The sequence below is a fragment of the Haloarcula onubensis genome (assembly GCF_031624605.1).
GTDB lineage: Archaea > Halobacteriota > Halobacteria > Halobacteriales > Haloarculaceae > Haloarcula > Haloarcula onubensis.
Map to the genome: position 1 here is coordinate 86,582 of NZ_JAMQOS010000008.1, position 24,832 is coordinate 111,413.

The window sequence follows — 24,832 nt, forward strand, 5'->3', positions numbered from 1 at the left end:
AGGGCTCCTTCGAGAGCCCTCAGAGGTGACTTCCAGTGAGTCAACAACAGCGTCCTGACAACGTCTCGATCGACGAGATCCCGGTCGACATCGACAACACGCAATCAGCGGAGGTCGATTCCGCCGATGTCCCCGACGAAATCGAGTCCATCACCCGTGGGCTCGCCGGTGAGCAGCCGCCGACGAATCCCATAGTGGTTCTCAAGGCGGCCCGGTGGTGGTACATTCACGGCAAGGGCGGCACGGATCCCGCCTTCCAGTGGGCCATCGAGTGGGCGCGTCATCTTGCGACCGACACGCCCAGTGACGTCGAGCGGTTCGACGAGTTCCTCGAGTACCTCGTCACGGTCGGCTTTGCAGACGAACGCCACGAGCTCCGCTGACCGACAGAGCGGTTTTTTGAACGCCCCTGAGGGGTGCGGCGCGGTCTGAACAGACGCAGTCGCCGTGAACTCGATTCGGTGAACACGATGTCTACGACCAGAGACTCGTCGGTCTCCTTCGACCAGACCGACACGCGATCCGACGAGATGAACAGTACCATCGAACAGTGGATCGACGACCTCGTCGCCGGCGTCGACGACGCGCAGGCCAGCGACGAGTTCCAAGAGTGGCTCGATGTCCAGAGTCGTTTCCACGACTACTCCTACCGGAACACGCTCCTCATCAAGCGGCAGTGTCCCGAGGCGAGCCGGGTGGCGGGCTACCGGACGTGGCGGGAGGAGTTCAACCGTCACGTCACGGAGGGCGAATCAGCCATCTGGATCTGGGCGCCGATCATCACCAAGCAGTGCCCGGAGTGCGAGAATTCGCCGAGCTACCACGAGGACAGTGACTGTGAGTACGACGAGACGCCGCCCGAGGAGTGGTCCGAGGGCCTGGTCGGATTCAAGCCTGCGCCGGTGTTCGACGTCTCGCAGACCGAGGGCGAGCCGCTTCCCGACCTGGACACGGAAGCGACCGGCGACGCCGGCAATCTCGTTGAACAGTTGACTGACGCCGCTGACGACCTCGGCGTGACGGTGCAGATCGTTCCAGCCGAGGAGTGGACCCACGGCGAGGCAAAGGGCATCTGCGAGCAGCTGAGCCTCGTCGACGTTCAGCCGCTCGTCGAGGTGCGTGATCGGGAGAACGAGGCCGACCTCGCGCGGACGCTAATTCACGAGTACGCCCACGCTCTGCTCCACTTCGACGTCGACGACGACACCGAGCGGGCGAAACGCGAGGTCGAGGCCGAAGCCGTCGCATATGTCGTCGGGCGGTACTGTGGGTTGGACACTAGCGGGTCGGCGTTCTACCTCGCTGCGTGGGAGTCGGACGATCCCGAGGTCGTTCGCGAGCGGCTCGGACGGATCAGTTCTACAGCAGAAGAGCTCATCGACGTGCTCGAAGGAGACTCCTCGTCCCAACATAGTTAACCAACAGAGTGATGGATTCCTTCCGTTCTGTTGGTTAAGTTTTTCAGCGCCCGCCGAGGGGCGGAGGCGCATTCAGACCTCCGTCGAATGATGACTGAACCCAATCTCACGACGGTCCTCGAGGAAGCCGAGCACGTTGCCGAGCAGCACGACCAGGTCGCTCGTACGACAGACAACCAAGCCCACGAGTACCTCCGATACGCCGTTCTTCGGGTGCTTGAAGGCGAGGCGGACCACCTCCCAGCAGACTGGACGCCGACCGACGGCGTGACCGTCGGCTACGGGAGCGATGAGGCGATGTTCGATAGCTGGGGCTCCAGCGAAGACTGGTGGGAGACCGTCCCGCCGCGAGAAGCGTGTACCCGCTTCCGGGTGTTCTTCCCGGACGACCACCAGGCAGTTCCTCGCGCCATTGTCGACGTGATGGCCGCGCTCGGTGCCTGGCGCGTCTGGACTGGGAGCGCAGCCGCGTGCGGCTCCTACGACCATCGCGAGCGTCGCGAGGTCCACTACCTCTGGCCGGAAGGCCATCCGGTGGAGGAAGTGCTTCACGAGCGGCTCAGTGGCCCTGCGGAAGCCGTCGCTCCCGACGGTGGCCGAACAGGCGACGTTCGCGACCGACTGGTCGTCGACGAGAACGCACAGTCGGAGGACGATCTTGAGCCCCGCACGAAGCGTGCCGTCGCCGAAGCGATGGACGTCTCACTCCTCTCGAAGGGTGGCCGCTACGAGGTACAGTCTGCGTCAGGGAACCGGTACGAAGTCGACGTCATCGACGAATCGTGTACCTGTCCCGACTGGCAGCAACGTTCACCCGAGGGCGGCTGCAAGCACCTGCGCCGCGTCGATCACGAGATTAAACGGGGCCGCGTTCCCCGACCAGACGGCCGCCTTCCCTCCCCGTAGTCGTGGCCAGACTACTCCACGGGACGGACTGTGTCGCCATCCCGACGGACCCGGTCGAACGTTGAGAGATACGCGATCCGGTCGTGAACCTCCTCGTCATCCAGCTCCAGTTCCGCGGCCAGTTCGTCGACGGTCATCGGTTCATCGAGTGCCTGGAGGACTTCGAGCCCCCGGTAGTACCTATTCGTCAGTTCCTGAACGCGCCCCTCGATCGGCGTGGTTACTCCGTACCGCTCCTCGAGTTCGACCAGGGCCTCGTTCGCGAACGTGGCGAACTGATCGTCCCCCAGGCGTTCGATCTGGGCTTCGAGTTCAGTCCGGACGACGTCGTAATCGAGACCGGCCTGTACGAGCATATTCATGTCCTCGATGTCGTCGTCGCGGCCTGCGATCGCCTTGAACAGGAAGATATCTTCGTTGCTGACCAGCCGGACCGTCAGTTGATCTGTGTCGAGGAACGGCTCGCTGCGCTCTTGCATCCCGTCGGTGAGCACGAGCTTGTTCGCGACCTGCTGGTTGAAGATGTCAAGGCGACACCCGTCGTCGTTCTCAACGCAGCTCGTTGCCCCCAGCGCCCGATAATCTGGATCCAGCGATTGAACCTCCGCATACCCGAGGTCCATCAAGACGGCCCACAGCTGACCGTACGCGTCGCCATCCGGGACGACCAGGTCGATATCTTTCGTCGCCCCCTTGAGGTCGCGCAGCGACATCGCGCCACCACCGATCAGGTAGACCGCGAGCGGGGCTGAGAGGCCATCCACGATCCGCTGGAATTCGTTCTCGATGTACTCGCGTCCGAATGTTGGTCTCATTTTGGTAATGGCACCTCGTAGTCAGCCGCCAGCTCCTGGAACTCGTCCCACTCCGGGAGTCGGTCGTCGTCTACCTCGCCGTGCGTCTCGAGGTAGCGGAGCAAGGCGTCGATATCGTCTTCGAGGCCATACTTCGCCGCCTGCTCTCGGAGGTCCGCCTCGTCGACGTCGACGTGGCTGAGCAGGAGGAGACAGTACGAACGGTGGCGGCTGCCGTCGTCGATCAGCAGCGTGTGACAGCAGAGCTCCGCCGGCGAGACTGCGTCGAGATCCTCGGAGTAGAAGTAGTAGCGATGGCCGGTGAGCAGGAACTGGAGGTCGAAGGCTGCGAACCGAGCGAGGCCGGTTTCGTGGAACGCCGCCGCGTCGATCTCCGTCTCTGCCTGCGCGAGGAATTCGTCGTAGTCCTCCCAGAGAATCGTCCCCTTCGGGGCAACGGCTTCGAGACGCTGGCGATGTAGATGATGTACGAGTTCCCGGGCGAACTCGTGGAGGCGGTCGAAGTCAGCGTTGAACTCGTAGTGGCCGTCGGCCGTCCCGACGAGACCACGGTCACGAAACCGCTTGAGGACGCGGTTAACCGTGTTGCGGTAGTTGTCGCTCCGGTCGGCGATTTCGGAGACGGTTCGCGGCTGGTCGAGGTAGTACAGCACTTCGAGTGCCTTGCCCGTCAGCAGTTCGGGGAAGTCGATATGGGAGTGCTGGCGGACGAGGTCCCGGTAGAGTTCGACGGCGCGAGCATCCGACGGAACGACTCGTTTTCGCCGCCCGTCGCGTTCCGTGAAGACGAGTCCCTTTTCGACGAGGTCGGCGACGGCACGAGAGAGGTAGCTCTCGCTGTGGTTGAGCTTCGTCGCGAGTTCGGAGATCGTGTCGCCGCGGTCGACCGTGGCGAGGACCTCGAGTTCGATACGCCGGAGCACGGTGTAACATAGTACGAAACTTGTATATAAAGAAGTTTCGAGTAGTGTTACAGTCAGCAGGCACGAGAGTCGTCTCCATCGTCTTAACCAACAAAACTATGGATTCGTGGGCCGTGTTGGTTAACACGAGAGTAGCCGATGTCCTACGAACCCCCGACCCCACCGGCGAACCTCCCGACGGAGATCGTCAACACACTCAACGAGTCGGAGCCGGAGCAGCTTCGAGACGTTGCAACGTACGCTGAGGCGCTCGCCGAGCACAAGGAACGAGAGGCCCGTCTCGAGGAGTCGGCAGATCAAGAAGAGGTCGAAGAGCGACCGGACGATCTCCCGGACGACGTCCCTGCCAAAGCGACGATCACGATCAAGGAGATCAACAACAACCACTACTACTACTGGCAGTGGCGAGAAGGAGAGAAGATACGCTCTCAGTACAAGGGCCCGGTCAACCCGGACGAGTAAAACTCGGTGAGGGAGGACACCCACCCCACGTTTCCGTCGTAACTGGAGGTGGGTGGAGGGGGTAACGCTGATTTGGAAGGGACCACACCCCCCGCATTTCCGTCGTTTCTCCACGACGGCGTAGGGAGAGGCTACGATAGTGTTATACAGCCACTAATTCTGTTGACCAAGAACCGATCAAGAGATGAACTAACTTCTGGAATACATAGATTAAAGTGCCATAGCTGAGAAACGCTCATTAAGCGTACTTCGCTTAAGGAGGGGGCGAAGTACTTCGCCCCCTCAGCTGAAACAATCCTTTCCAGCTGCTCCTATAGGCGGCCAGGTTTGGACGGCTAGGCCGCTCTCGTCTTTGGTATCTCGTCGTGAACGTCTTCTTCGAGTTCCCTCCCCACCTGTTCAGTGATTACGACGGAAACGTGGGGTGTGTGGGTTCGGGATTCGACAACAACGCGCCGCTTCCGTCTACGGGTTTCCTCTCTCACGTCGGAAACGCGGCTATATTGTCAGCAATCCAATTCCACCGAATTACGGCATTTTCCCGCTGATATCGGACAAGGAACGTCGGAAACGCGGGGTGGTGTTCTCCACTAGATTTATACTCCCCCCGCTCACACCGTGTGATATTCAATGACGCCCGACTCTTCACCCAGTTCTGTCGACGATCCACTCTTTGAATCCGGGCATCGCATCTTCGCGAACAAGGATCTCCTGAAAATCGGTCACGTGCCGGAGGCTGACCGGATCGTCGGTCGCGACGAGGAAATCTCGAAGCTCGCGAAACGTCTCAACGGTGCTGTCCACGGGTACTCCCCGGAAAACGTGATGATCTACGGGAAAACGGGGACCGGCAAATCTCTCGTTTCAAAACACGTCTGTCAACGAGCTCAAAATGCCGCTCAGGATGGCGTCGAGATTGGAACCGCGTATATCGACTGTGCTGAAGACAATACCGAAACTCAAGCAATCTCCTCACTGGCCGCGAAGCTGAACGATGAATCTTCGACTGGAATCTCCGTCCCACATACCGGCCTCAGTACGTCGAAATACTACAAACTCCTCTGGAAGACCCTCGATGCTCAATTCGATTCTGTGATCATCATCCTCGACGAGATCGATCTGATGAACGACGACAGCGTGCTGATGAAGCTCTCGCGCGCTGAGGAGGCGGGGAAAATCGACTGTAGCGTCGGTGTCATCGCGATCAGCAACAAGATCCAGTACGTCGACAACGTGAACGAGCGCGTGAAAAGTAGCTTCCAGCACAAGGAGCTGTTCTTCAAGCCATACGACGCCAACCAGCTCCGGGAGATCATGTTCAACCGCGAGGACGCCTTCCAGGACGACGTCCTTTCCGAGGACGTGATTCCGCTCTCGGCGGCCTTCGCCGCGCAGGAACACGGCGATGCTCGGAAGGCGATCGACATTCTTCGCCACGCCGGCGAGGTCGCCTACGAGGCCGGGGCAGAGCAAGTGACGGAGGAACACGTCCGCCAGGCACAGCAGCACGCCGAAAAGGACCGGTTCAGAGAACTCGTGAACGGCGCACCCACGCAGGCAAAGGCGGCGTTGCTGGCGCTCACGGAACTGAGTGTCAACAGCAACGACGATGCGTTCCTCACGAGCCGGGTGTACGACCAGTACGAACGCATCTGCAACCATCTCGATATGGATATCCTCTCCGTCCGCCGGTTCCGCGACATCCTGAAAGAGCAAGCCTTCCTCGGAGTTGTCGAAATCGAGAAGATCAACAAGGGGAGTGCCGGCGGCATCCACCTCCAGAACCGACTCATCGAAGATCCCCAGGTCGTCCGCGAAACGATCCTCGAGGACAGCCGGATGCAGGACTGGACTCGCGAGTAGTGACCCCCTACTACTGAGTGGGTGCGGACGACGGAAATCCGGGGTGGGGCGTGAGGAAACGACGGAAACGAGGGGGGTCGAAAATTACGTCGGAAACGTGGGGTTGGATCGAAACGACGGAAACCAGGGGTGGGGTCCACTACGACAGTTCGTTGGAGGCTCCGAACGAGCTCAAAACGGCGTCCTTCTCACCGGAGAGCTCTCGGCGAATGTCGGATCGATCCCACCCGAGCGGTGACAGCACGCTCTCGACCGCTCTAACCAGCTGCGTCTCGTAGTACGAGGCGTCGTAGGTCTCGATCTCCTCGTGGGCGAGGGCGACCCGGTCTCGCGAGGATTTCTCGTCGTCGACGACCACGTACTCGATATCCTGGCCCGGGTGGACTGCTAGGTCCTGCTCGCGGGCTCGCTTCAAGGCGGCCACGTTCTGGGTATTCTGTGAGTAGCCTTCCAGGGGCTTGGAGACACGGTTCCGCTCGACGAGCCGCTCTACTTCTACGTTGCCCGCCTGTAGTTCGCCGATTGCTCGTTCGAGCCGTCCGAGCACCGCGTGCGGTGACCGCGTGGCATCGAGCCGGTCGAGACAGTCCCGCTGGACGTCCTCGATGAACGGCGGGGTCGAACGCTGTCGAGCTTCGATACCTCTTACCTTGAAGTCGTCGTCGCCGGCGACCTTTCCGAAGTACTTGGTTAGCGCGCCGGCGTCGCTCTCGCGCTGCGGGGCGAATGCCACCCAGTCGTAGTGAGCCTCGTGTTCGAGCCGAATCTCGACGCGTTCCGTGATCTCCGTCGCGAGCGTCTCGAGGTCCTCGCGGTCCTCGTCGTCGACGTCGGGGTCCGGCGTCACCCAGATGGAGTCGACGATGCCGTGGACGACCCGCCAGCCGCCGGCTTCCAGCCGCTGTTTCGCCGTCAGGAGAATCTCGCGAGCGAATGCGTTGATCGCTTCGTGACACTCGATGCGGCCGAACTTCGCGTTGCTGAACCCCTGATAGCCGAAGCAGGCGACGAGGATCCACTTCAGCGCTCCCGACCGTCCCTCGAGTTCCGCCAGCCGGTCCTCGTCGGGGTCGTCCCGTTCCTTCTCGCGACGGATGGCCGCCTTGATCTCGTCGCGAGCGTCGATGATCGGCTGTAGCACGTCGACGAGGTAGCCCCGGTCGTCGCAGATCGAGTACCCGAGGCCGGGGACGTCGTCGCGGTCGCTGTGGCAGTCACACCGGATGACGTCCGGCGAGACGTTCCGGGTGCAGATGATGTTCGGGTACAACGAGGAGAAGTCGAGTTCGTGGACGTTTTCGTGGAGGCCGACCTCGGGGGCGAAGATGAAGCCGCCACGGTCGGCGTCGTGGAGCGTCCCCATCGGCTTGTAGAACTCGTGGCGCCAGGAGTTCCACGGAACGAGGACGCCGCGGTTGTGGGCCTCGCAGATCTGGATCGCCGTGAGCACGTTCCCGATCGACGCCCACGCGAGCTCCTGGACGGGCTTTTTCGAGCGCGACACGAGGTCGAGGACGCCGTCGAGATTCGTCTCCCCGTAGAAGAACGTGTTCGATTCGTCGATGATCACGCGGCCGGGCACGTTGTACCGCGCCGGCGAGTGGCCGACGCGGCCGTAGCTCGAGTACGTCGACCGGCTCGCGAGCTGCTGGTAGTCGATGTCCGGCCACCGACTCAGCGAGAAGTCGTCGACGCCGGCGTCCGTCGCCATCTCGTACAGGGTCGGGACGATCTCGCTGGTTGAGCAGACCAGGACGTCCGGGTCGTGCGCTTCGAGTGCCCCTTGGACGGCGGTCAGGATATCCGTCGGCGAGCCGGTGACGGTGTCGCCGGCGACGGTCAGCTCGCCGTAGACGTCGTTGCTCGTTTCGGTCACTGGGACGCTGAGCCGGCGCGTCGACAGCTCGCTCGCCGGCGTCGGATCGGCGCCGGTCTCCAGACAGTACCGGAACTCTCGCGAGAAGTCGACGTTGAAACAGGCGAGATCCCCAACTGGATAGTCCGACAGCTGGCGTGCCTGCCGGGCGAGTGGGGTGACGCGGTCGATGTGGGCGACGTCGACGGCGAGAACGGCCTCCTCGTCTCGGCGAAAGCCGGGGCGTCGCGCAACCATCTCGGTCGCGACGACATCCGGGTGCTGGTCGTACACCGATTGGAGTGTCGTGAGGTCGATGTCGGACGCTGGGTCGCGAGCGGCGACGTAGAAGCGTGGGGTGTAGTCATCGCGCTCGGTCGCGACGGCGCCGTCGGCGGTTGCCTCCCACTCCAGGACGCGGCCGTCGTCCAGAAAGTCGATACTGAACGGCATCGTCACGAGTTCGCGTCCGGTGGGCCACTCTCCTGGTCATCGCTCGTTGCGACCGCGGCTTCGAGCTCCTCGAGGCGCTCTTCGTGGTCGTCGAGGCGCCCCTCCTGTTCGAGATCGATGCTGAGCAGCGCCGGCAGCAGCGGGTTCTGGTGGTTCAACAGCCCGCTCGCGTCGGCGTGCTCGCGGGCGTACTCGAACAGCCGGTCGAAGCGCGGCTGGTCGCGACGCCGCAGTGCCCGGCGGAACTCCGCCCACCGCTCTTCGATGGCCCGGAGCGCATCCCGGTACGTCGGGTTTGTGCGCCCCATCGCTATCGGCCTCCTGTCCCGGTCGCGGTCCACGCATCGAGCAAGGGGTCCGCAGTGGCCGCCACCGTCTCACCGTCAGCTGTGACGCCTGTCCCGACACCCTCCGGAGTCGGCGTCGACGGCGTCGGAGTTGTCGCTTCCACGCCGACCTGCGTGGCGCGTGCCGCGAGCAGCTGCCGCCAGTACGCGAACGTCGTCTGGTAGTACGCGCCGTCATCGACGGGAAAGACGAGCGTCTCGAAGTTTTCGCCGACGACCCGTGGCCCCATCCGGGTTTGCTCACACTCGAGGTGGTGGTCGGCGACCGTCGCGACTGATTCGGTGAATCCGTTTCGTTCGTTTCGCGTAACGAGAACCGGGATGTCGTATCCCTCGGCGTAGGTCGCCAACCGGGAGAGAATTCGAGCCTGAAGAGTTTCCGCGTGGGTTTCGCCGAGGGTATCGTCGGTGCGGTACTGGGCGTCGACGGCCGGCGCGACGATGAGGGCGGGCGTGTGGGGCGACGTGTCCTCGTCACGACTTGGTTCCCCTCGACCGGCCGCCCTGGTGTCGGTGGTAGACATCTGGATCGACTTGTTCACTGCCGTCGGGAGATCACAGACGGCGCCGTAGTGCTGGTAGGCGGTGAATCCGCGGGCGACGTGAATTCGGTTGAGCAACCGTTGACTGGGCGCGATCTGGGCGAGTGTCGTCGTCGTCGCGTGACCATTTGCGTCGACCCAGAAGGCGGGCCCGTCGTGTAGGAGGAGGTGGTCGAGCACGAGCGACTGCAGGATCGGGACGCCGCGGCCCCCCTCGACGTCGAGCAGGGTGATGCCGTCGTCGAGCTGCGGCAGCAGCATCTCGTCCGTAGCCGGATCGGCCTGGTCAGCGAGGGACCGATTGCGGTCAGCTCCCCGTGTCGGCTGGTCCACCGCCAATCGGTTCGACGTTGAGTGTTCTCCCATACTCGATTAGTTGTCTACGTTCCCGATAAGCCGCGGCGTGTCGCTTCCGCGTTTCAGGAAACTCGATGTGATCCCCTCCAATCCCGGTACAGTCCCGAGTAGTCTCTGTTTTGAACCCGTTTCCGAGAATAGTTCCTGAATCCAGCGTTCTCCGTGTTAACCAACATCCGGCCGTATTGGCGGCGGCGTGTTGGTTAAACCTCCACGGCTGTAGTCTCGAGCCTAACTGCTCGGAATGTTAATGCTCAACGCCACGTTGGAAGAGGTGCTCTATGAGCTACCCACGAACCCACGTCGACCACCGAAACCCCGATCACCACGAGTCAATGCACCCAACTCGAAATATCGTGAACGCCCACGTTGTTGTCGGGGAATTTCTCACTTCGCGGTACCACGAGGCGCTTCAAACTGTTCTCCATCCCCTCGGCGAGTCTCTGGACACCAAAGACCAACATGCGCTCAACGACCTTGGCATCGTCCATGCTACTGGTTCCTTGAACGAGCTTTCCCCGATCGTTCGCACATACGTCAAACTCGACGAGTATTGGACACGTACCCATCGTACTGCACTCAACGAACTATTCGCTGATCGACGTGCTCACGTCCTGAGTTGCTGTACGCGGTTCCTTTCTGAGTTCCCTCGACACACTCTTGAAGCCGAATCTGGCCGTTCCGGAACTGCGCTGGATTCTACCCTTGCTCCGCTTCTCGAGTGCGGATTTCTCTCTCGCACCGACGACGAGAAAACGACCTATACTGTCGATGAACATCACGCGCTGTATCGACCGACTGAACGGCTCTTAGACGCACTTCTTGACCAAGCAGCTGTTCTCTGTGAGCTTCTGCCACCGACCGAGCTCTAATCACACGATTCAGAACCTTTTCGGCTCTGTGGAAATCCTCTTGGTCACATACCATCTGCGGTGAAATAGCCGGGAAGTAGGCTTGCTCACCGACGACTAACGCCAACAGGGTTCTTCTTTTCCAGAGTCCTTAATTCTACAAGGCTGTGAAGCCGTGAGAAGCATTACTTGCCCAGACTGTCAAGAACGCCAGTATGAGCGACGTGGAGGACACGAACTGGTTTGAGGAGGCCGTCGAGAACGCATTAAGCATCGACCCCGAAGACATCGCCGCCGACACAGACGAGATAGCAGACTTGGTATTCGAGTATAGTGACGAACTCCTCGCCGAATACGCGGTAAAATACCCATCCGTGATGGACGATGAGGCCGCCACCCGGGAAGGATTCGAAACGCGTCTACACCAACGATGGGGACAAGCCTTCGACAACCTCGAGTTCTTCATCTTGCTGAACCACGAGGCAGGTTCCACGTTCAAACAACACCTAATCGAGGATGACGAATTATCTGACACAGACCCACTCTTCTCCGCGCTATTCCGGCTTCACGCACGGGCTTGTCAGGTGTCACGCGAAGTGCTGGCGTTGATACGAGCTGGATACGCCGACGGCGCATTTTCACGGTGGCGCGCACTCTACGAGATCGCAATCTCTGCCCAATTCATCTCAAAGCACGGCAAGGATACGGCAGAGCGATTCCTCCACCACAAAATCGTCGACGACTACTTTGAAGCCGAACTTCTTCAGGAACACCACGAGGAACTCGGCGTTAAATCGTTTTCAGATGACGAAATGGAAGATATCGAGGAACGATTGGAGCAGATGGTGGACCAGTATGGGGGTGCGTTCAAGCAATCCTATGGATGGGCGCACGTGGAGTTGGATGAGAACCCCTCCAGACGCACGGTCGCCGAAGATGTCGGATTGGACAGGTACGAACCCTACTTCGCCTTCGCAAGTGATACTATCCACGCCGGTGCGAAAGGCACCCTGTACCGGATGGGGTTAACCCCCAATACTCAGACGGAAGTAATGGCGACTGGCCCGACGAATACCGGGTTCACAGACCCCGCACAATTCACCGTGTTGATGCTCGCCGAGGTCACCGAGGCTCTGCTGCTAAATCGGGAACAAATCACGTGGTCACTTGTTTCTACGTCTGTGTTCGAAATGACCCACGAAGTCATTGCGACGTTCGACGACATCCGCAAGCAGTTAGAGGCGGAAGTAGCGATGGCCGAAGGGAAAGGGTACACTATCGGCGGTCGAGACTGATTAGCAGATTTGAGTTATCGACGGCGACGAAATCGTCGTCTCGGAAGTCCACCGGCACGCGTTCCCCGCTCTCCACATCCTCAAACACCAGACACCCACCCATTCAATGTTCTCCCCCTGTACTCACCGATTGTCCCCAAATCTACAATCAAATGAGGGGGCAACAGCACCAGCCCTTCACATTTCCAGATACGTTGAAGACTCTCCCGGTCGGACCCGGATGTATGTGTGGCCGAAACTCGCTCTTCATCGACCAAACAGACCTCGAGGCTCGCTTCGACGCCGAGGTTGTCACGGACGGCGGGTACACACCCCGATACAACATTGCGCCTGGCGACGACCTCCACATCGTCACGAACGAGGCTTCCGATGAGATCGACGCCTACCACTGGGGGCTGATTCCGTTCTGGGCGGACGAACCCGAAGAGGGCATCATCAACGCCCGCTCCGAGACTGCCGACGAGAAACGCGTCTTCGAGCGGGCGTGGGAATCACGTCCCTGCCTTGTCCCCTCGTCAGGGTTCTACGAATGGAAATCGCCGAACGGCGGGTCGAAACAGCCCTACCGGATTTACCGGGAGGACGACCCCACATTCGCGATGGCCGGGCTCTGGGACGTCTGGGAGGGCGACGACGAGACGATCTCGTGCGTCACGATTCTCACAACGGAGCCGAACGCTCTGATGAACTCAATCCACGACCGGATGCCGGTCGTCCTCCCGCAGGACGCTGAGTCCGACTGGCTCACCGCAGACTCGGACACCCGCAAGGACCTGTGCCAGCCTTATCCGAAGGACGATCTGGACGCCTACGAGATTTCGACGCGGGTCAACAATCCCGGTAACGACGATCCCCAGGTCATCGAGCCGCTTGACCACGAGCAATCGGGCCTCGGCGAGTTCAGTTCGGGATAGCTGACGGCGTCACGGTCACTGCATCGGCGACGCCGCTGCCGAATCGACAAGCGAGTACTCTCGGTCCCGACTCGTCCCTTCCGCCTCGAGGAGGTTGTACTGCTCCATTTTCGAGAGGTACGTGCGGATAGTCCGCTTCGTCCGCGGATCATCGACGTCCTCGGAATCTCGCTCGGCCCGACCGGGCCGTGCTCGCGAACGATGTCGTAGACGACGCGCTGGTGCGGCGTGAGCGAGTCGAGGCTCTTCTGCTTGATCTGGGCCCGAGCATCCTCGGCGGCGTCCAGGAGGATGTCGTCGGTGATGCGCTCGTGATTCTCGCGATCGGCCTTGCCGGCGGCCGTTCGGAGGATGCCGATTGCGAGGCGGGCGTCGCCGGCGGCCGCGTCGGCGATCCGGTAGAGCTGGTCGTCGGTGATGACGTCCTCGTCGAGGCCCCACTTTGCTCGAGCACTCAGGATGTCGTACAGCTGCTCGTCGTGGTACTTGTCCATCCGGACGTGTTCGCTGGAGCGCAGCCGGCTCACGAGCCGGTCGTCGACGCGGCTGAACAGCTCCTCTTCTTTGTTCGCGATGCAGATGATCGCGAACTGCGGGAGGCTGTGGAGGTCGTAGATGACGCTGGGGTCTTCGAGTTGGTCGACCTCATCGAGAATGACGACCGTTCGCGGGCCGTCGTGCTGCTGGAGGCGGTCGACGAGTTTGTCGTGCGGCGTCGACTGCCGGTGGATGTCGATGGTCGCACCGAGGTCGTCGAGGATCTGGTAGAGCGTCCGAAATCGGGTGTAGTTACGCCAGCAGTTGACGTAGATGGCCTCGACGTCGAGGACCTCTTCACGCAGCCGTTCCGTGACGAATTTCGAGATGCAGGTCTTGCCGGCGCCGCTGGGCCCGGTGACGATGGCCGTGTCGGCGGGTTCACCGTTCGTGATGGGTTCGAGGACGCTGGAGAGGTGGTTGACTTCGGCGTCGCGATGCTCGACTTCCCGAGGGACGAACCCGGCCCGGAGCACGCGAGCATCGCGGATCATCTATTACTGCTCGACTTGTTTCCCGTCTAGTCATAAAAGCGTGACCGGGTTGTTTCCGGAAAGTATTCTTACAGAGGTTCCAATAGTGCTGAAGAACAGTCAAAAAGCCTGGATATGGTGTTTTCAGGGTTTAACAGTCCCTCGATTCCGGAAACGTCCTACTTCCTGAATATGGTTACCGGCGGAACCATTCGAGTAGATGTTCGAGGGCATCTTCGCCACCGGAAACAAGACGGATTGCTTTCGCGGCGATGGAGACGCGATCATCAGCTGTCATCAGTCCCAGTCGTTCTCCCCAACCAACGGCTGACGCAATTATTGGAACCACTTTCACGACTAGTGCTGCGAGGATTACTGGGAGCAGAACGATCATTATTAGAATAGTCTTGAACACTCCAGGTGCGAATTCCAAGAGGAGGCTGAGAACTACAAATCCCAAGACAACCCAATTTCGAATGAGTTCAAAGGCGCTAGCGTTATAGAACCGATCATAGACCCAGAAGAGGAATCGCAACCATACTCCTGGCTGAGGATGACCTGAATCCGAATCTGCGGATTTCGTGGCCATTATGGAAGCTTATACTGCAGGCTCATCTCCGTACGAATGGGCGATTTGAGCCAAGATTTGGCTTTTGAGTTCATCCCAGTCCGGCTGATCCTTCTCTGATTCCATCTGCTCGATCCATTGCTGGTCGAATTCGAACAGCAAGTAATCTGAGTTCTCTGAACAGCGAATAATGCCTTTCACGTCCTCAAATACACCTTTCCGACAAGCCATCAAGAAGACTTCAGAGACCATCTCACGGACCTGATTTTGTTCCTCCCGTAGTGCTAGATCTCCCTCATACTCTAATTCAAGTACGACAGTTTCCTCGCGAACTGAAAGGTCCTCGAAGTGAAGCTGTGGAATGCGGGTATTATTCTGAAGATAGTTGATGAAGGGCTGATAGCTCCGGCGAGTTGAGGGCATAGTACAATTCGGAGTATCGTTTTTAATAGGTCTTGTGCTGAGAATACTGCCACTGACCATCAGAACCCTCTTTGGTGCTGTCTAAGACTGACCTGAATATATGGAATTCCCAGAAGAAATGGTCGGGGTTGCACTCGCCATTTTGGCGATCATCAGCGGTCTCCTCTTCATAACAGCGGGAATCGGGCTCTCATTGGTTCCTCCAACGGTACCGATTTTTGGATCAGCTTCTCAAATCTCCTCTGTACTTTACGTATCTGGTGGTGGTATACTCGTGACGGTGGGCTGTGTAGGAATATACTCGATATTCCGGGATTCACTCGGAGGCTCACGTGGAAGAGGAGGATTCAACCGATAATCTGTCCGGTCGACAGTCTATTCCACTTCAACGAAATCTGCTGTTACAGCCAACCCCAGAACTGCTACAACCTCTACTTTCACCCTGGTTAGCGTGCCTTTTTGAAACTACAGCCAAGTGTTAGATATATGGACGACAAGAGTAAGAATCAGCTCGGTGGTGGGGCGATCGGCGGTGCCCTTGGGGCAGCAGCTGGCGGCCCGGCTGGTGCAGTCGTCGGTGCAACACTTGGCGGGTGGCTGTTTGGTCGAGAGAGCGATCACAACGACACTCTCCGCAAAACGTATTCGGCAATCAAAGAAGCGACGAGTGACGAAGCGCATCTTTACGTCTCCCATATCGACCCAGACGGAGCCGCATCGACGAGTCCTCAGGGGGTAATCGACGGGGTCAACGGGGAACCCGATATCATTTCGATTGATTCCACGAGCGCGAACTTGATCGTCGAGGTAGAGACGATGGAGGCTATCGCCGAAAACGGGAGTCACGCACTGAACCAGCTTCAGGACTACCGGACGTCGGGATTCAAACGAGTTCTTGTTGTCCCTGAAGAGGGGATTGACGCTGCAATCGAGTGGGTAGAAGCACACGAAGACCAAGGTGCCTTGGAGGGGTCACTCACCGTCGCGTCTCCCGAGCGGATCGCAAATGTCCTCTAATCTCCCGAGCTACGACGACCTGGTGCGGTTCTCAATGAATTCCTGCGCCCATTGATTGAGGAACTCCACTGTCTCTGACCGGTCCTCAACTGAGCCACCGTCCGTAAGCTGGACGAGCGACGTGTCCGCAGCGTCTTCTTCGACCCACCCTGTCACAACCCACGGCTTCTCAGCGGTTCCGACTATTTCTCCGTCAGAATTCGCAGTACAGGCGGATTGGGTGAGATTCAACCGATCCGACGTTTCGACGAGCGTCGCTGCTAACCAGTTGAACAACGGACTCCCTGGAGCGAGGAATCGGAGTGAGGGGTACTCGTCAGCTGTATCGGGGTCGAAGGTTACCCCTATTCCTTGGTGCTGATTTGCGATGCTCGCTGCGAGGGTATCCTCACTTTCCTCCGCTGTGATGGGAGCGTCCCCCGGATGCTGAAGGCAGTAGATGAATTCTGCATCTTCCGGTTCAGTGAGGTCGAATTCGAAATCCAGGTGCGACAGTAGATCAAACTGAATCCCCGCCTCGGTGAGCGTTTCGTTCTCCAAGAAGACTCCCTTGGCGGCGTCTACGGTAAAGACGGGGTCTCGGTTTTTACTCGGGTTCCCGACCTTTCCGAGATCAGGATGGGAATAGGTTTCCCAAGCGTCCAGACGTGCTTCTTGGATAACCTGTTCACGTAGTGGTCGGTCGCTGTCGACCTCTGCGAGTGAATCCTTGAGCTCTACTGGGTCGTCCTCACCTTGCTGCTCCTCGATATCTTGGTCGATATCTCGTTCGAGTTCTTCATACTCCTCGCTGTCCGCCTTCGCCCCTTCTACCATCGTCGCCTCTCGAATCTTCGACCCGACACTGGATAGAATCGGCTGCATATCGCCAACGACGTACTCAAATAGACCGATACGGTCGTCCAGTCGGTCATAGATATCTGATTCGACGGTGTCCTCGTAGCTGTAGTTGAGGATGTAGACGTCGTCGTATTCCTGACCGATGCGGTCGATACGTCCGATCCGCTGCTCCACTCGCATCGGATTCCACGGGAGGTCATAGTTGATCATCGCACCGCATTCCTGCAAGTTCAGCCCCTCACTTGCAGAGTCCGTACATACGAGAATATCGACCTCTCCGTCGTTGTCGGAGAATTCTCGCTTGACACGTTCCTTCCCCACGTTTCGCCAGGCGTCTGCTTCTTCGTCGTACATCTCGCCGCCGTCGCCCGAGTAACAGGCGATATTCTCGCCGTACTTCCACCGGAGTTGCTGGCGGACGAAGTGCATCGTGTCTTTGTACTGCGTGAAGACGATGATTCGACTCCGTCCCTTCCGATCGAGCATGTCGAGGTCCTCGTACAGCTGATCCATCTTCGGGTCGTCATCGACCTGCTTGACCTCCTGGATGAACGACTCCAGTTCCTCGATCTCCTCCTTGAGAAGATTGATCCCCTCGTCAGTAAGACTCGGTGCGAGTTCGGTGAGATCGACGTTCAGCACGTCCTCGCCGGCGTCTTCCAGCTCGGCGATCTCGTCTTCACTGTATTCGCTAAGTGCGTCTAGGGCGGCCTGCCGATCTTCATCCTGGTCGTCCCGAATTCGTTTTCGCCGTTCGAGTACCTTCCGCTGCGTTCGAAGTTTCTCCAACCGCGTAGAGAGACTCTGTGAAATCGCGTATACACTGCTAGTAAGCCGCTGGCGATACGTCGTCATCACGAACCCAATGGCGCGGGCTTCCGTCTCTGTTGACTGCTGTGCCTTCTTGTAGAAGGTTCGGGTGTATTCGTCGATTCGATCATACACCCGACGGGTTTGCTCGTTGAGTTCGATACGTCGTCGCTCGGGTTTTCTGGTCGGGACCGTTTCTTCGAGCAGCCCTGCTTTGCGATATTTCCTAAGGGTATCCCGGGTATTACGGTGGATACAGGCATCGACTGGGGTTGCCCACGAAAGTACGTCTTGGAGTACCTTCCAGCCGTCCTCGCTGAGTTCGTCGAGGGCGTCGAGACGGTCGCTTCGTGAGGAAATAATCATCTCCTCATTCAGGACTGATTCCGGATACAGCAGCCGTTTGAGCTTGGTATCTTCATCCGCTCCGAACGGATCGATTTGCTCCTCAATCGCGGCGTCCACCTTCCGTCGGTAGTCGTCGTACTCCTGGCCATACCCTCGTGCCAAGTTACACGCCTGGAGAAGCCGCTGTTTCGCGACGCCTCGACCTTGGTCCTCCAGCCCGAGTTCGTCGACGATCCCCTCGAGGACGACGTCCGCGTACTCTATCGAGGAATTGAACCGATCCTGAAATGTCCCATTGAGAGTCGCCTGTGACGGATCACTCGATGTCCGGGACGAGAGATCGGCTCCGCCTTCGATAACGGTCGACAGCGCCTGGCGGGTCTCGAAGAATTCGACAAATCGGTCGCGATCATCCCACGCCTCGGGAATATCGAGGAGGGTCAGGAGATCGTAGAGTTCGCGATGGTGGAGCTGCATCGGGGTCGCAGTGAGCAGGTAGTAGCAGTGAGTGTGATCGCGGAGCCGTTCGAGGAGGTTGTAGAAGTTACTCCCACGACGTGCGTTGTGTGACTCGTCGACGACGACTGCGTCCCAGACGCCTTCACGGCCGTCCGGGTTGCGTCCGCGACAGCTTGCCGGGATGTCGTCCCTCGTCCGGGCGGTTCCGTCGTCAGCGGGGGCGACCTGGTCCCACCGGCCTGTGAGTCGCGCTGTGTGCCAGGACATGATGATGACAGTCGGCGTCGGGTCATCCTTCCGAGTGTGTGCGAACCGCCACAGCGGGCTGTTCGTCCATGCCTCGTTCCGCCGATCCGCATCAATGTCCAGGTCACCCGTCCCCGGGACTGGATGCTCTTGGCCGAAGGAATCGATGAAGGCGTAATCGTAGTCACTCCCTCGATCGTACCGATAGGCGTTGATGTTGAACTTCTCCCAGAGTTCTTCTTGCCACTGGACGGCGAGACTCGCTGGTGTGAGAACGAGTGAGTTCTCGAGTTCGCCAGTCAGACCGAGGCGGGAGAGTGTTAGGCCGACCTCGATAGTTTTCCCGAGGCCGACCTCGTCGCAAAGGAGATAGGAGTTCGGATACGTGTTGACTGCCGTATCGGAGACGACTCGCTGGTGTGGCCACGGATCGATCGTGCTCGCTTCCTCGGCGAGTTGGAGGCCACCGGGGGCTTGTGCCCCGTCAGCTAGGATCCGCCCTTTGTCGCCGTCAGTCGGGGCCTCTGGTTCGCGGAGTTTCTCGACGATTTGGGAGACTTCGACGTCGTTGTCGGGGGCCTTCCAGTCGATGAGCTCCTCTTTCAGGGCCTCCGGAAGATCGTAGACATCGACGTAGGCGTGCTCGTCTTGCCACAGCTGCTTAAACGACTCTCGGTCGCCTTCGACGTAGGGGGCTTGACCGTCGTCCCACGAGCGGTGGACTTTGAACCGCTCGTAGTTCCGCGTCCAGCCACCGGCCGTCTCGTTGATGCTCCCTTCGAACGAGATCCAGTTCCCGTCCTCATCTCGGAAGATACCTACTTTGGGGTGGAAGATACCCCACTCCCCGCGGCTGGGGACCGCGATTTTGAGCTCGAGTCGATCCTCCCGAAGGAGCCAGGCGAGCAGCTGGAGCTGCTGATCGAGCGTTTCGTCATCCAACCCCGTCAGGTTCTCGTCGAGGTCGTTGGCGAGTGCTTCCAGCACAGGCCGATCCTTCGGCTGAAGCTGTGCGCCGACGATGAGTCGCATTCGGCCGTCGTTTTCGACGAGTGCCTCGATTCCGTTCCCAGCAGCAGCGAGAGAACCGCTATCGAAGTAGCCTGCAATTCGGTCGTACTGGACACTTCGTTCGAGCGCCGGGACGTAGAACTCCTTGATTAGATGAGCTGCGTCGTTGCTGGGCTGGCTTTCGTAGATAGACTGCCAGTCGTAGTCACGGAGGGACCTAGCCATCTGATATTGACGTATGCCTGCTCCACAACATAAAGAGTGGGTACATTTTGATAAAGCAGCACAGAATTTTTGCGGTGCCGCTTGGAGGTGTGTTTCATGCAAACTGGGAAGAAGCCCTTCAAAAACCTCGTTCCCGGTCGTGACTTGTTCTACGTGCCGAAATACCAGCGCAACTACTCGTGGGATGAGAAGCAACGCCGCGAGCTCTGGGAGGACCTCCTCGAATCTCTCGACAAGACGCACTACATCGGAACGTTCCTGATCGAGGATTCGGACGAATCAGATGACGGGCTCTACGATGAAGTCGGAATCATCGACGGACAGCAACGGCTCACAACACTCCTGATTTTACTCTTCGAGCTACAGGAACAGCTCCACGCTCACGGAAGAGAGGAGTACGCGGTCGACATCCTGGATAACTACCTCGTTGCTTCTGACCAGCAGCGACTTCGTCTCCAGGAGGACGACGATGCGAAATTCTTCAAGAAATACATCCTTGAGGACGTCATCGACACGGAAAAATCGACACAGAGCTCGAACCCCGAGGCAGAGTACACGCTCGACACACCCTCGAAACGCCGGCTGGCGAATACGAAGTCGTTCTTCCGTGAGAAACTAGAGGACGCCCCGCCGGAAAACACCGATTACGAGGACCCGGTGGAGTTCTACACCGACCTCTATTCGACGATTCAGAACCTCGATCTGCTCGCGTACGTCGTCGAATCGCGGGCCGAAGCCGCGCGGATTTTCCAGACCGTCAACGACCGGGGGAAGGGCCTCACTGACCTCGAAATCACAAAGAGCTATCTGATGCACCGGCTGGCGCTGGTCACCGATGACGGACCTCGTGACGGGAAGGACGACGAGGAACAGCGGACCGAGGGCCTCATCAATATCGTCCAAGAGAACTTCGGCGAGATCTACTCGAACATCGAGCAGATCACCGACACCGATGTCGGGAGCGGCCTCGACGAAGACCAAATCCAGCGGTATCACTTCATCCTCTGGGATGCGAACTGGACGACGAGCTACGATAAACGGTACTACCAGAATCACCTCGAGTACGTCAAGAAGGCGTTTGCCACGGACAACGGCGACCTCGCCGAGGAGATCATCGACTATACGAACGATCTGAAGCGATCCTTCCAGCGGCTTCGGGAACTGGTTACGCTGGACGGAATCGACAGTACCCGTATCGAGACACGATTGGAGAATCTCTACGCCGTAGGCCGTCTCGGGAATTTCTACCCCCTTCTCATCACCGCCTACGACCAGTACACCCGCGACCTCATTTTGGAATCAGACTTCGTCCGTCTCCTCAAGAAGATCGAGACGTTCATCGTTCGAACGTATCTGATCGAGCAGAAAGCCGCTGATACGGGGCGAACAAGAGCCTATCCCCTGGCCCGACAGCTCTACTACAACGAACCGGGCAAGCAGGCAGAGGACATCAGTCCGAGTTCCGCCGACGACGTCATTGACAAGCTCGCTGACCACGTCCACAACTACTGCGACGATGAAACCCTGATGGATACGCTCTACGACGCCGACGTCTATTCCTACTACAGTGATTCCAACCGGAAGAACGAGCTTCGATACCTGCTCTATGCGTACGAACTCTCGCTAGAACGCGCACGAGAAAACATCCCCTTCGAGGTGCAGAAGGTCGTCGACAACGAGGACGACCGTTTCACGATCGAGCACGTCTGGCCACAGACCGTTTCAGACGAGTTCCCCGAGCACCTCCACGAGACCATCAACGAGAACAGTGACCGGCTGGGCAATTTGGCGCTGATGACTATCGAGGATAACGCCGGGAATCAGAACGACCCCTTCGAGAAGAAGAAAGCTGCCTTCGATGAGTCCAAGTTCCGGATGCTCAACGAGATCTTCGAGAACAAGGAGTGGAACGAAGCAACGATTGATGAACGGGAGAGACGAATCTTGAACGTGATTCAGGAACGATGGCCGGATGAGGTCGCACGCCGGAAAGAGGAATCCCCTCTTTCAGCGTTCCAAGAGGATTAGAAGTCGTTTAGACTCCCCTGCCGATCTTCATCATCCTCATCGTTGGTAAATATTGACGAGTCAAGGTCAAGGTCCAGCATTTCACCTGTTTCGCCAGCTTCGAGGTCCCTTGCTAGCTTCCAGTCGTCGTGATCGTGGGGAAGCACCCGCAGAAGTCCTTCGAGAGTAGCCTTGAATGAGGGGTCTGACCCGCAATTCCGATCATTCATCCAGTTCCATGCTTCTGTTGCTCCCTTCGCGTCGTAGATGTGCATCGCGGCGTGGACTTTGTCTAAGGCGGTCGAGAACGAAAGACTATCTGGGTCCACCGGTTTTCTACCTGAGCGGTTTTCGGGTGTCTTGTTCACGTCCTGAACGCGATCACCATGTGGCCGAAGGACTATGTCTCCACTTTTTGTCCGCCACATACGGTTCTCCTTTTTCAGGCTATCAACGTTTTCTCCCACTCCAACAGCCAACCGTCTTCCTTCATCATATGGGAAGCGTTGAGCTTCAAAGACGAACCAAGCTAGGACGTACCACTCTGTTTTGGCGTCGACATCTCGGATTCCTTCATTTAGATATTGCTCGATGAGATAATCCCGAACTGCCCCTCTGGCTTCGTCAAGGGCAGTCTGAGGGGAGACTTCTTCACCCGTATCATCAACTACGGGGTAGTTTTTGGTAAATATCTCAAGCGTTGGACCGAATGAGGCCAACATCATATCCACCTTGGTAAACTCGGCTTCTTGGGACTCTAATTGCTTGACCTTCTCCTGAGCCCGAACCTGTGTATCTTTCTTGACTTCCTCCCACAGAGTTGGCTCGGACCGCTGGAGGTCCCGCTTCTCACTTGATAAGAGAATGGTACTGTCTGCACTGTTCCTTCCCGCCTGCTGAACACGGTGTTGATTTTCCGTGTTAACTGGGTGTGAGGCAGTAACTACGAACCCAGATTCGATGAGTGCTTTTGTTAGTGTATCCCACGCCTCCGTTTCCTTGTGCGTGAACATCATAGTGAAGATGCCGCCGGGATTGAGGACGCGGTACATCTCCTCAAATATATTTGTCATTTTCCGCTCGTATTCCCGACGGGCCAGTTCCTTCTTCGACAGCTCGTCTGATTCAACTCCTTCAAAGCGAGATTTGTTGGCCACTGCCTCATCTTCTTTCTCGGTTAGAGTGGAATTGAAGAAATCTGGAATTATGTCTTTTAGATACTTCTTCATCCAGACGTAGAAATAATCTCCCAGCTCTGCATACATTATCATCCCGTAATAGGGTGGATCAAGAACTACTGCATCAACATCACCATCGTCGATCGATAGGTCTGCTGCGTCACCTTGGAGTACCTCTGACGGGGCGTCTGAATTTTCTAATAGCTCTCGGACACCTCCATAGACATCTTCTGCAATATTCGATAACATCCAGTCATATCCGTGATCTTCTACTGTGAGATTATGTTCGACAAAAGACCAAGAGAAGGCAAAATCTGATCCTGCGAACATGTGGCCAATCTTCGGTTGGCTCGCGTCCCATTGGGCCATCCGACTGTTGTAATCGAGGGCCTTGTCCGCAACCAAACAAAGATAGACTAAGATGGATTCCGCCTGTTGTTCCGGGTATTCGTCTTGGATTTCTTGTTTAACCTCCTCGAACTTTTGCCAATACGTGTGGTGTGTGAGAAGCTGGCGAGGTGTGAAAAGATCTCTCCACTCAGTCATCCCATTTCTACGCAACTCCGTCGTCTTTTCTCCAGATGGGATAGATTCCGTTAGCGAAGTAGAGATGTCTACATCTGAATCTGCAAATTCAGTTGCTTTCTCAAAAGCCTCGAAATCCTTTTCCTCAGGCTTCCTGAATTCACACCCGCCCGATGTATACGTGTCATAATATATGGCATAAAGCTGATAGTCGAAATCGTCTTCCTGAAGTTTCTCTTTCAGAGAATCACTTCCCAGAGTAACATGGCACCGAGGACACGTCATCTTACTATAGGATATTGTGCCATCTGTGGGATTGAATTCGTCTCTCTCTACGTCTTCAGGAATATCAACGATGTCGAAATCAACATGATCGCTCTCATCATTGACCCGGGGCCTGACGGCTTTTCCACTCCCCCGATTTCGGTCCAACCACCAATTTGAGGCCAGCGGGACTTTCAACCCACAATCTGGGCAGGTGACTCGGTGGGCAAAGAGATATGTCTGAATCTTCTCATCATCTCTCTCTGGGAAGAATTCTTGTAATTCTTCTCGTGCCCTGCTATCTATCTCATTCCCCCATTTGATGATGTCGTCTGTTAGATCGACATCTGTCCTGGTATATTCTAATAACGCCTTGAGGACCACTGAAGGAACTGGATTTAGTTCGTTAGCAATAGTTGGGAGTCCGTATCGAATACTCTCTAAAGGTATAGATCCGCCGCCCGCCGTTGCGTCGAGGACCGTTGGGAGCTCTCCGTCCCAAGTATTTTCTAATGAGTTGTGAATTTCATCTTTTTCAGTGTCAGAGGGGGTGTACCGCCAAATTTTCCGGTAGCCATAATGCTCGTGTTCCGACCCACTCCGCTGATCTTTGGTTTGTCTCTTGTTACGTACGTGCTCCGCTATGGAATCGTCTGGATTACGATTGGATGGCTTAAATCCCATCCAGTTCAACAGGGTGTCATCATCAATAGAGTCCGGGAGTACGGATGCTAAAACAGCTAATCTAGATACAGGTGTTGGTCGTGGAGCGAACCACACATGGGCATATCTGTGAGGTGGCCGGTGCTGGAAATCCAGATTTTCTCTTTCCGTCTCAATCCCAATTGTCCGCACCGGTACCGTGTCCTGAATCTTAAATTGCCGATTATTGTCAGACAT

Annotated in this window: 20 protein-coding genes and 1 pseudogene; 10 read left to right on the forward strand and 11 right to left on the reverse strand. The window is 57.8% G+C overall.

Going from position 1 to position 24,832, the window contains the following annotated elements; all coding sequences use genetic code 11:
* Positions 1–35 precede the first annotated feature (35 nt).
* The 3 genes from NDI86_RS19955 to NDI86_RS19965 all read left to right on the forward strand — a co-directional run bounded on the left by NDI86_RS19955 (position 36) and on the right by NDI86_RS19965 (position 2,324).
* Positions 36–383, forward strand: coding sequence for a DUF8013 domain-containing protein (locus tag NDI86_RS19955; RefSeq protein WP_115821801.1), 348 nt, complete (start codon positions 36–38; stop codon positions 381–383).
* Positions 384–470: 87 nt separating this feature from the next.
* Positions 471–1,418, forward strand: a complete 948-nt coding sequence (locus NDI86_RS19960; RefSeq protein WP_310902052.1) for an ArdC-like ssDNA-binding domain-containing protein — start codon at positions 471–473, stop codon at positions 1,416–1,418.
* A 90-nt stretch (positions 1,419–1,508) separates the two neighbouring features.
* On the forward strand, positions 1,509–2,324 hold the full coding sequence (locus NDI86_RS19965; RefSeq protein ID WP_144800149.1) for a hypothetical protein: 816 nt from the start codon (positions 1,509–1,511) through the stop codon (positions 2,322–2,324).
* Between the two features lie 11 nt (positions 2,325–2,335).
* On the opposite strand, the gene NDI86_RS19970 is transcribed toward NDI86_RS19965, so the two are convergent.
* Positions 2,336–3,139, reverse strand: a complete 804-nt coding sequence (locus NDI86_RS19970; RefSeq protein ID WP_144800148.1) for a DUF6036 family nucleotidyltransferase — start codon at positions 3,137–3,139, stop codon at positions 2,336–2,338.
* Positions 3,136–4,062 carry a helix-turn-helix transcriptional regulator gene (locus NDI86_RS19975; RefSeq protein WP_310902053.1) on the reverse strand — a complete coding sequence of 309 codons (927 nt, stop codon included), beginning with the start codon at positions 4,060–4,062 and terminating at the stop codon, positions 3,136–3,138. Before NDI86_RS19975 ends, NDI86_RS19970 begins: the two co-directional genes overlap by 4 nt.
* A gap of 138 nt (positions 4,063–4,200) precedes the next feature.
* On the opposite strand from NDI86_RS19975, the gene NDI86_RS19980 reads away from it, so the two are divergent.
* Together NDI86_RS19980 and orc4 are read left to right on the forward strand one after the other, a co-directional pair.
* A complete protein-coding gene (locus NDI86_RS19980; protein WP_310902054.1) occupies positions 4,201–4,524 on the forward strand; it encodes a DUF6788 family protein in 324 nt (107 codons plus the stop codon).
* Between the two features lie 630 nt (positions 4,525–5,154).
* Positions 5,155–6,387, forward strand: a complete 1,233-nt coding sequence (gene orc4, locus NDI86_RS19985; protein ID WP_136718528.1) for a DNA replication protein Orc4 — start codon at positions 5,155–5,157, stop codon at positions 6,385–6,387.
* 139 nt (positions 6,388–6,526) lie between these two features.
* Here the strand turns inward: orc4 and NDI86_RS19990 are convergent, their stop codons facing one another.
* The 4 genes from NDI86_RS19990 to NDI86_RS20005 all read right to left on the reverse strand — a co-directional run bounded on the left by NDI86_RS19990 (position 6,527) and on the right by NDI86_RS20005 (position 10,432).
* Entirely contained in the window at positions 6,527–8,695 is a 2,169-nt protein-coding gene (locus NDI86_RS19990) for a type B DNA-directed DNA polymerase (RefSeq protein ID WP_310902055.1), read from the reverse strand.
* A gap of 2 nt (positions 8,696–8,697) precedes the next feature.
* Positions 8,698–9,003: a DUF8156 family protein gene (locus NDI86_RS19995; RefSeq protein ID WP_310902056.1), complete on the reverse strand. Its 306-nt coding sequence runs from the start codon at positions 9,001–9,003 to the stop codon at positions 8,698–8,700.
* Positions 9,004–9,005: 2 nt separating this feature from the next.
* Positions 9,006–9,845 carry a hypothetical protein gene (locus NDI86_RS20000; protein WP_310902057.1) on the reverse strand — a complete coding sequence of 280 codons (840 nt, stop codon included), beginning with the start codon at positions 9,843–9,845 and terminating at the stop codon, positions 9,006–9,008.
* A 428-nt stretch (positions 9,846–10,273) separates the two neighbouring features.
* The gene (locus NDI86_RS20005; RefSeq protein WP_310902058.1) at positions 10,274–10,432 is read right to left on the reverse strand and encodes a hypothetical protein; all 159 of its coding nucleotides are present in this window, start codon (positions 10,430–10,432) and stop codon (positions 10,274–10,276) included.
* 575 nt (positions 10,433–11,007) lie between these two features.
* Here NDI86_RS20005 and NDI86_RS20010 point away from each other — a divergent pair.
* Together NDI86_RS20010 and NDI86_RS20015 are read left to right on the forward strand one after the other, a co-directional pair.
* The gene (locus NDI86_RS20010) at positions 11,008–12,087 is read left to right on the forward strand and encodes a DUF5677 domain-containing protein (protein ID WP_310902059.1); all 1,080 of its coding nucleotides are present in this window, start codon (positions 11,008–11,010) and stop codon (positions 12,085–12,087) included.
* Between the two features lie 224 nt (positions 12,088–12,311).
* Entirely contained in the window at positions 12,312–13,001 is a 690-nt protein-coding gene (locus tag NDI86_RS20015) for an SOS response-associated peptidase (RefSeq protein WP_310902060.1), read from the forward strand.
* 15 nt (positions 13,002–13,016) lie between these two features.
* Here the strand turns inward: NDI86_RS20015 and NDI86_RS20020 are convergent.
* From NDI86_RS20020 to NDI86_RS20030, 3 genes and pseudogenes are all read right to left on the reverse strand, one after another.
* Positions 13,017–14,032 (reverse strand): annotated as a pseudogene (locus NDI86_RS20020) (Cdc6/Cdc18 family protein).
* 175 nt (positions 14,033–14,207) lie between these two features.
* Positions 14,208–14,600 carry a hypothetical protein gene (locus NDI86_RS20025; protein WP_310902061.1) on the reverse strand — a complete coding sequence of 131 codons (393 nt, stop codon included), beginning with the start codon at positions 14,598–14,600 and terminating at the stop codon, positions 14,208–14,210.
* A gap of 9 nt (positions 14,601–14,609) precedes the next feature.
* Positions 14,610–15,002 (reverse strand): hypothetical protein, encoded by a 393-nt coding sequence (locus tag NDI86_RS20030; RefSeq protein WP_310902062.1) that lies wholly within the window; start codon positions 15,000–15,002, stop codon positions 14,610–14,612.
* Between the two features lie 100 nt (positions 15,003–15,102).
* Between NDI86_RS20030 and NDI86_RS20035 the strand changes: the two genes are divergently transcribed.
* Together NDI86_RS20035 and NDI86_RS20040 are read left to right on the forward strand one after the other, a co-directional pair.
* Positions 15,103–15,360 (forward strand): hypothetical protein, encoded by a 258-nt coding sequence (locus tag NDI86_RS20035; protein ID WP_310902063.1) that lies wholly within the window; start codon positions 15,103–15,105, stop codon positions 15,358–15,360.
* A 128-nt stretch (positions 15,361–15,488) separates the two neighbouring features.
* Positions 15,489–16,019: a hypothetical protein gene (locus tag NDI86_RS20040; protein ID WP_310902064.1), complete on the forward strand. Its 531-nt coding sequence runs from the start codon at positions 15,489–15,491 to the stop codon at positions 16,017–16,019.
* Between the two features lie 9 nt (positions 16,020–16,028).
* On the opposite strand, the gene NDI86_RS20045 is transcribed toward NDI86_RS20040, so the two are convergent.
* Positions 16,029–19,958: a helicase-related protein gene (locus tag NDI86_RS20045; RefSeq protein WP_310902065.1), complete on the reverse strand. Its 3,930-nt coding sequence runs from the start codon at positions 19,956–19,958 to the stop codon at positions 16,029–16,031.
* Positions 19,959–20,054: 96 nt separating this feature from the next.
* Here NDI86_RS20045 and NDI86_RS20050 point away from each other — a divergent pair, with 96 nt between their 5' ends.
* Positions 20,055–21,986: a DUF262 domain-containing protein gene (locus tag NDI86_RS20050; protein ID WP_310902066.1), complete on the forward strand. Its 1,932-nt coding sequence runs from the start codon at positions 20,055–20,057 to the stop codon at positions 21,984–21,986.
* Here the strand turns inward: NDI86_RS20050 and NDI86_RS20055 are convergent.
* Positions 21,983–24,832, reverse strand: a complete 2,850-nt coding sequence (locus NDI86_RS20055) for a DUF1156 domain-containing protein (protein ID WP_254824892.1) — start codon at positions 24,830–24,832, stop codon at positions 21,983–21,985. The genes NDI86_RS20050 and NDI86_RS20055 overlap by 4 nt on opposite strands.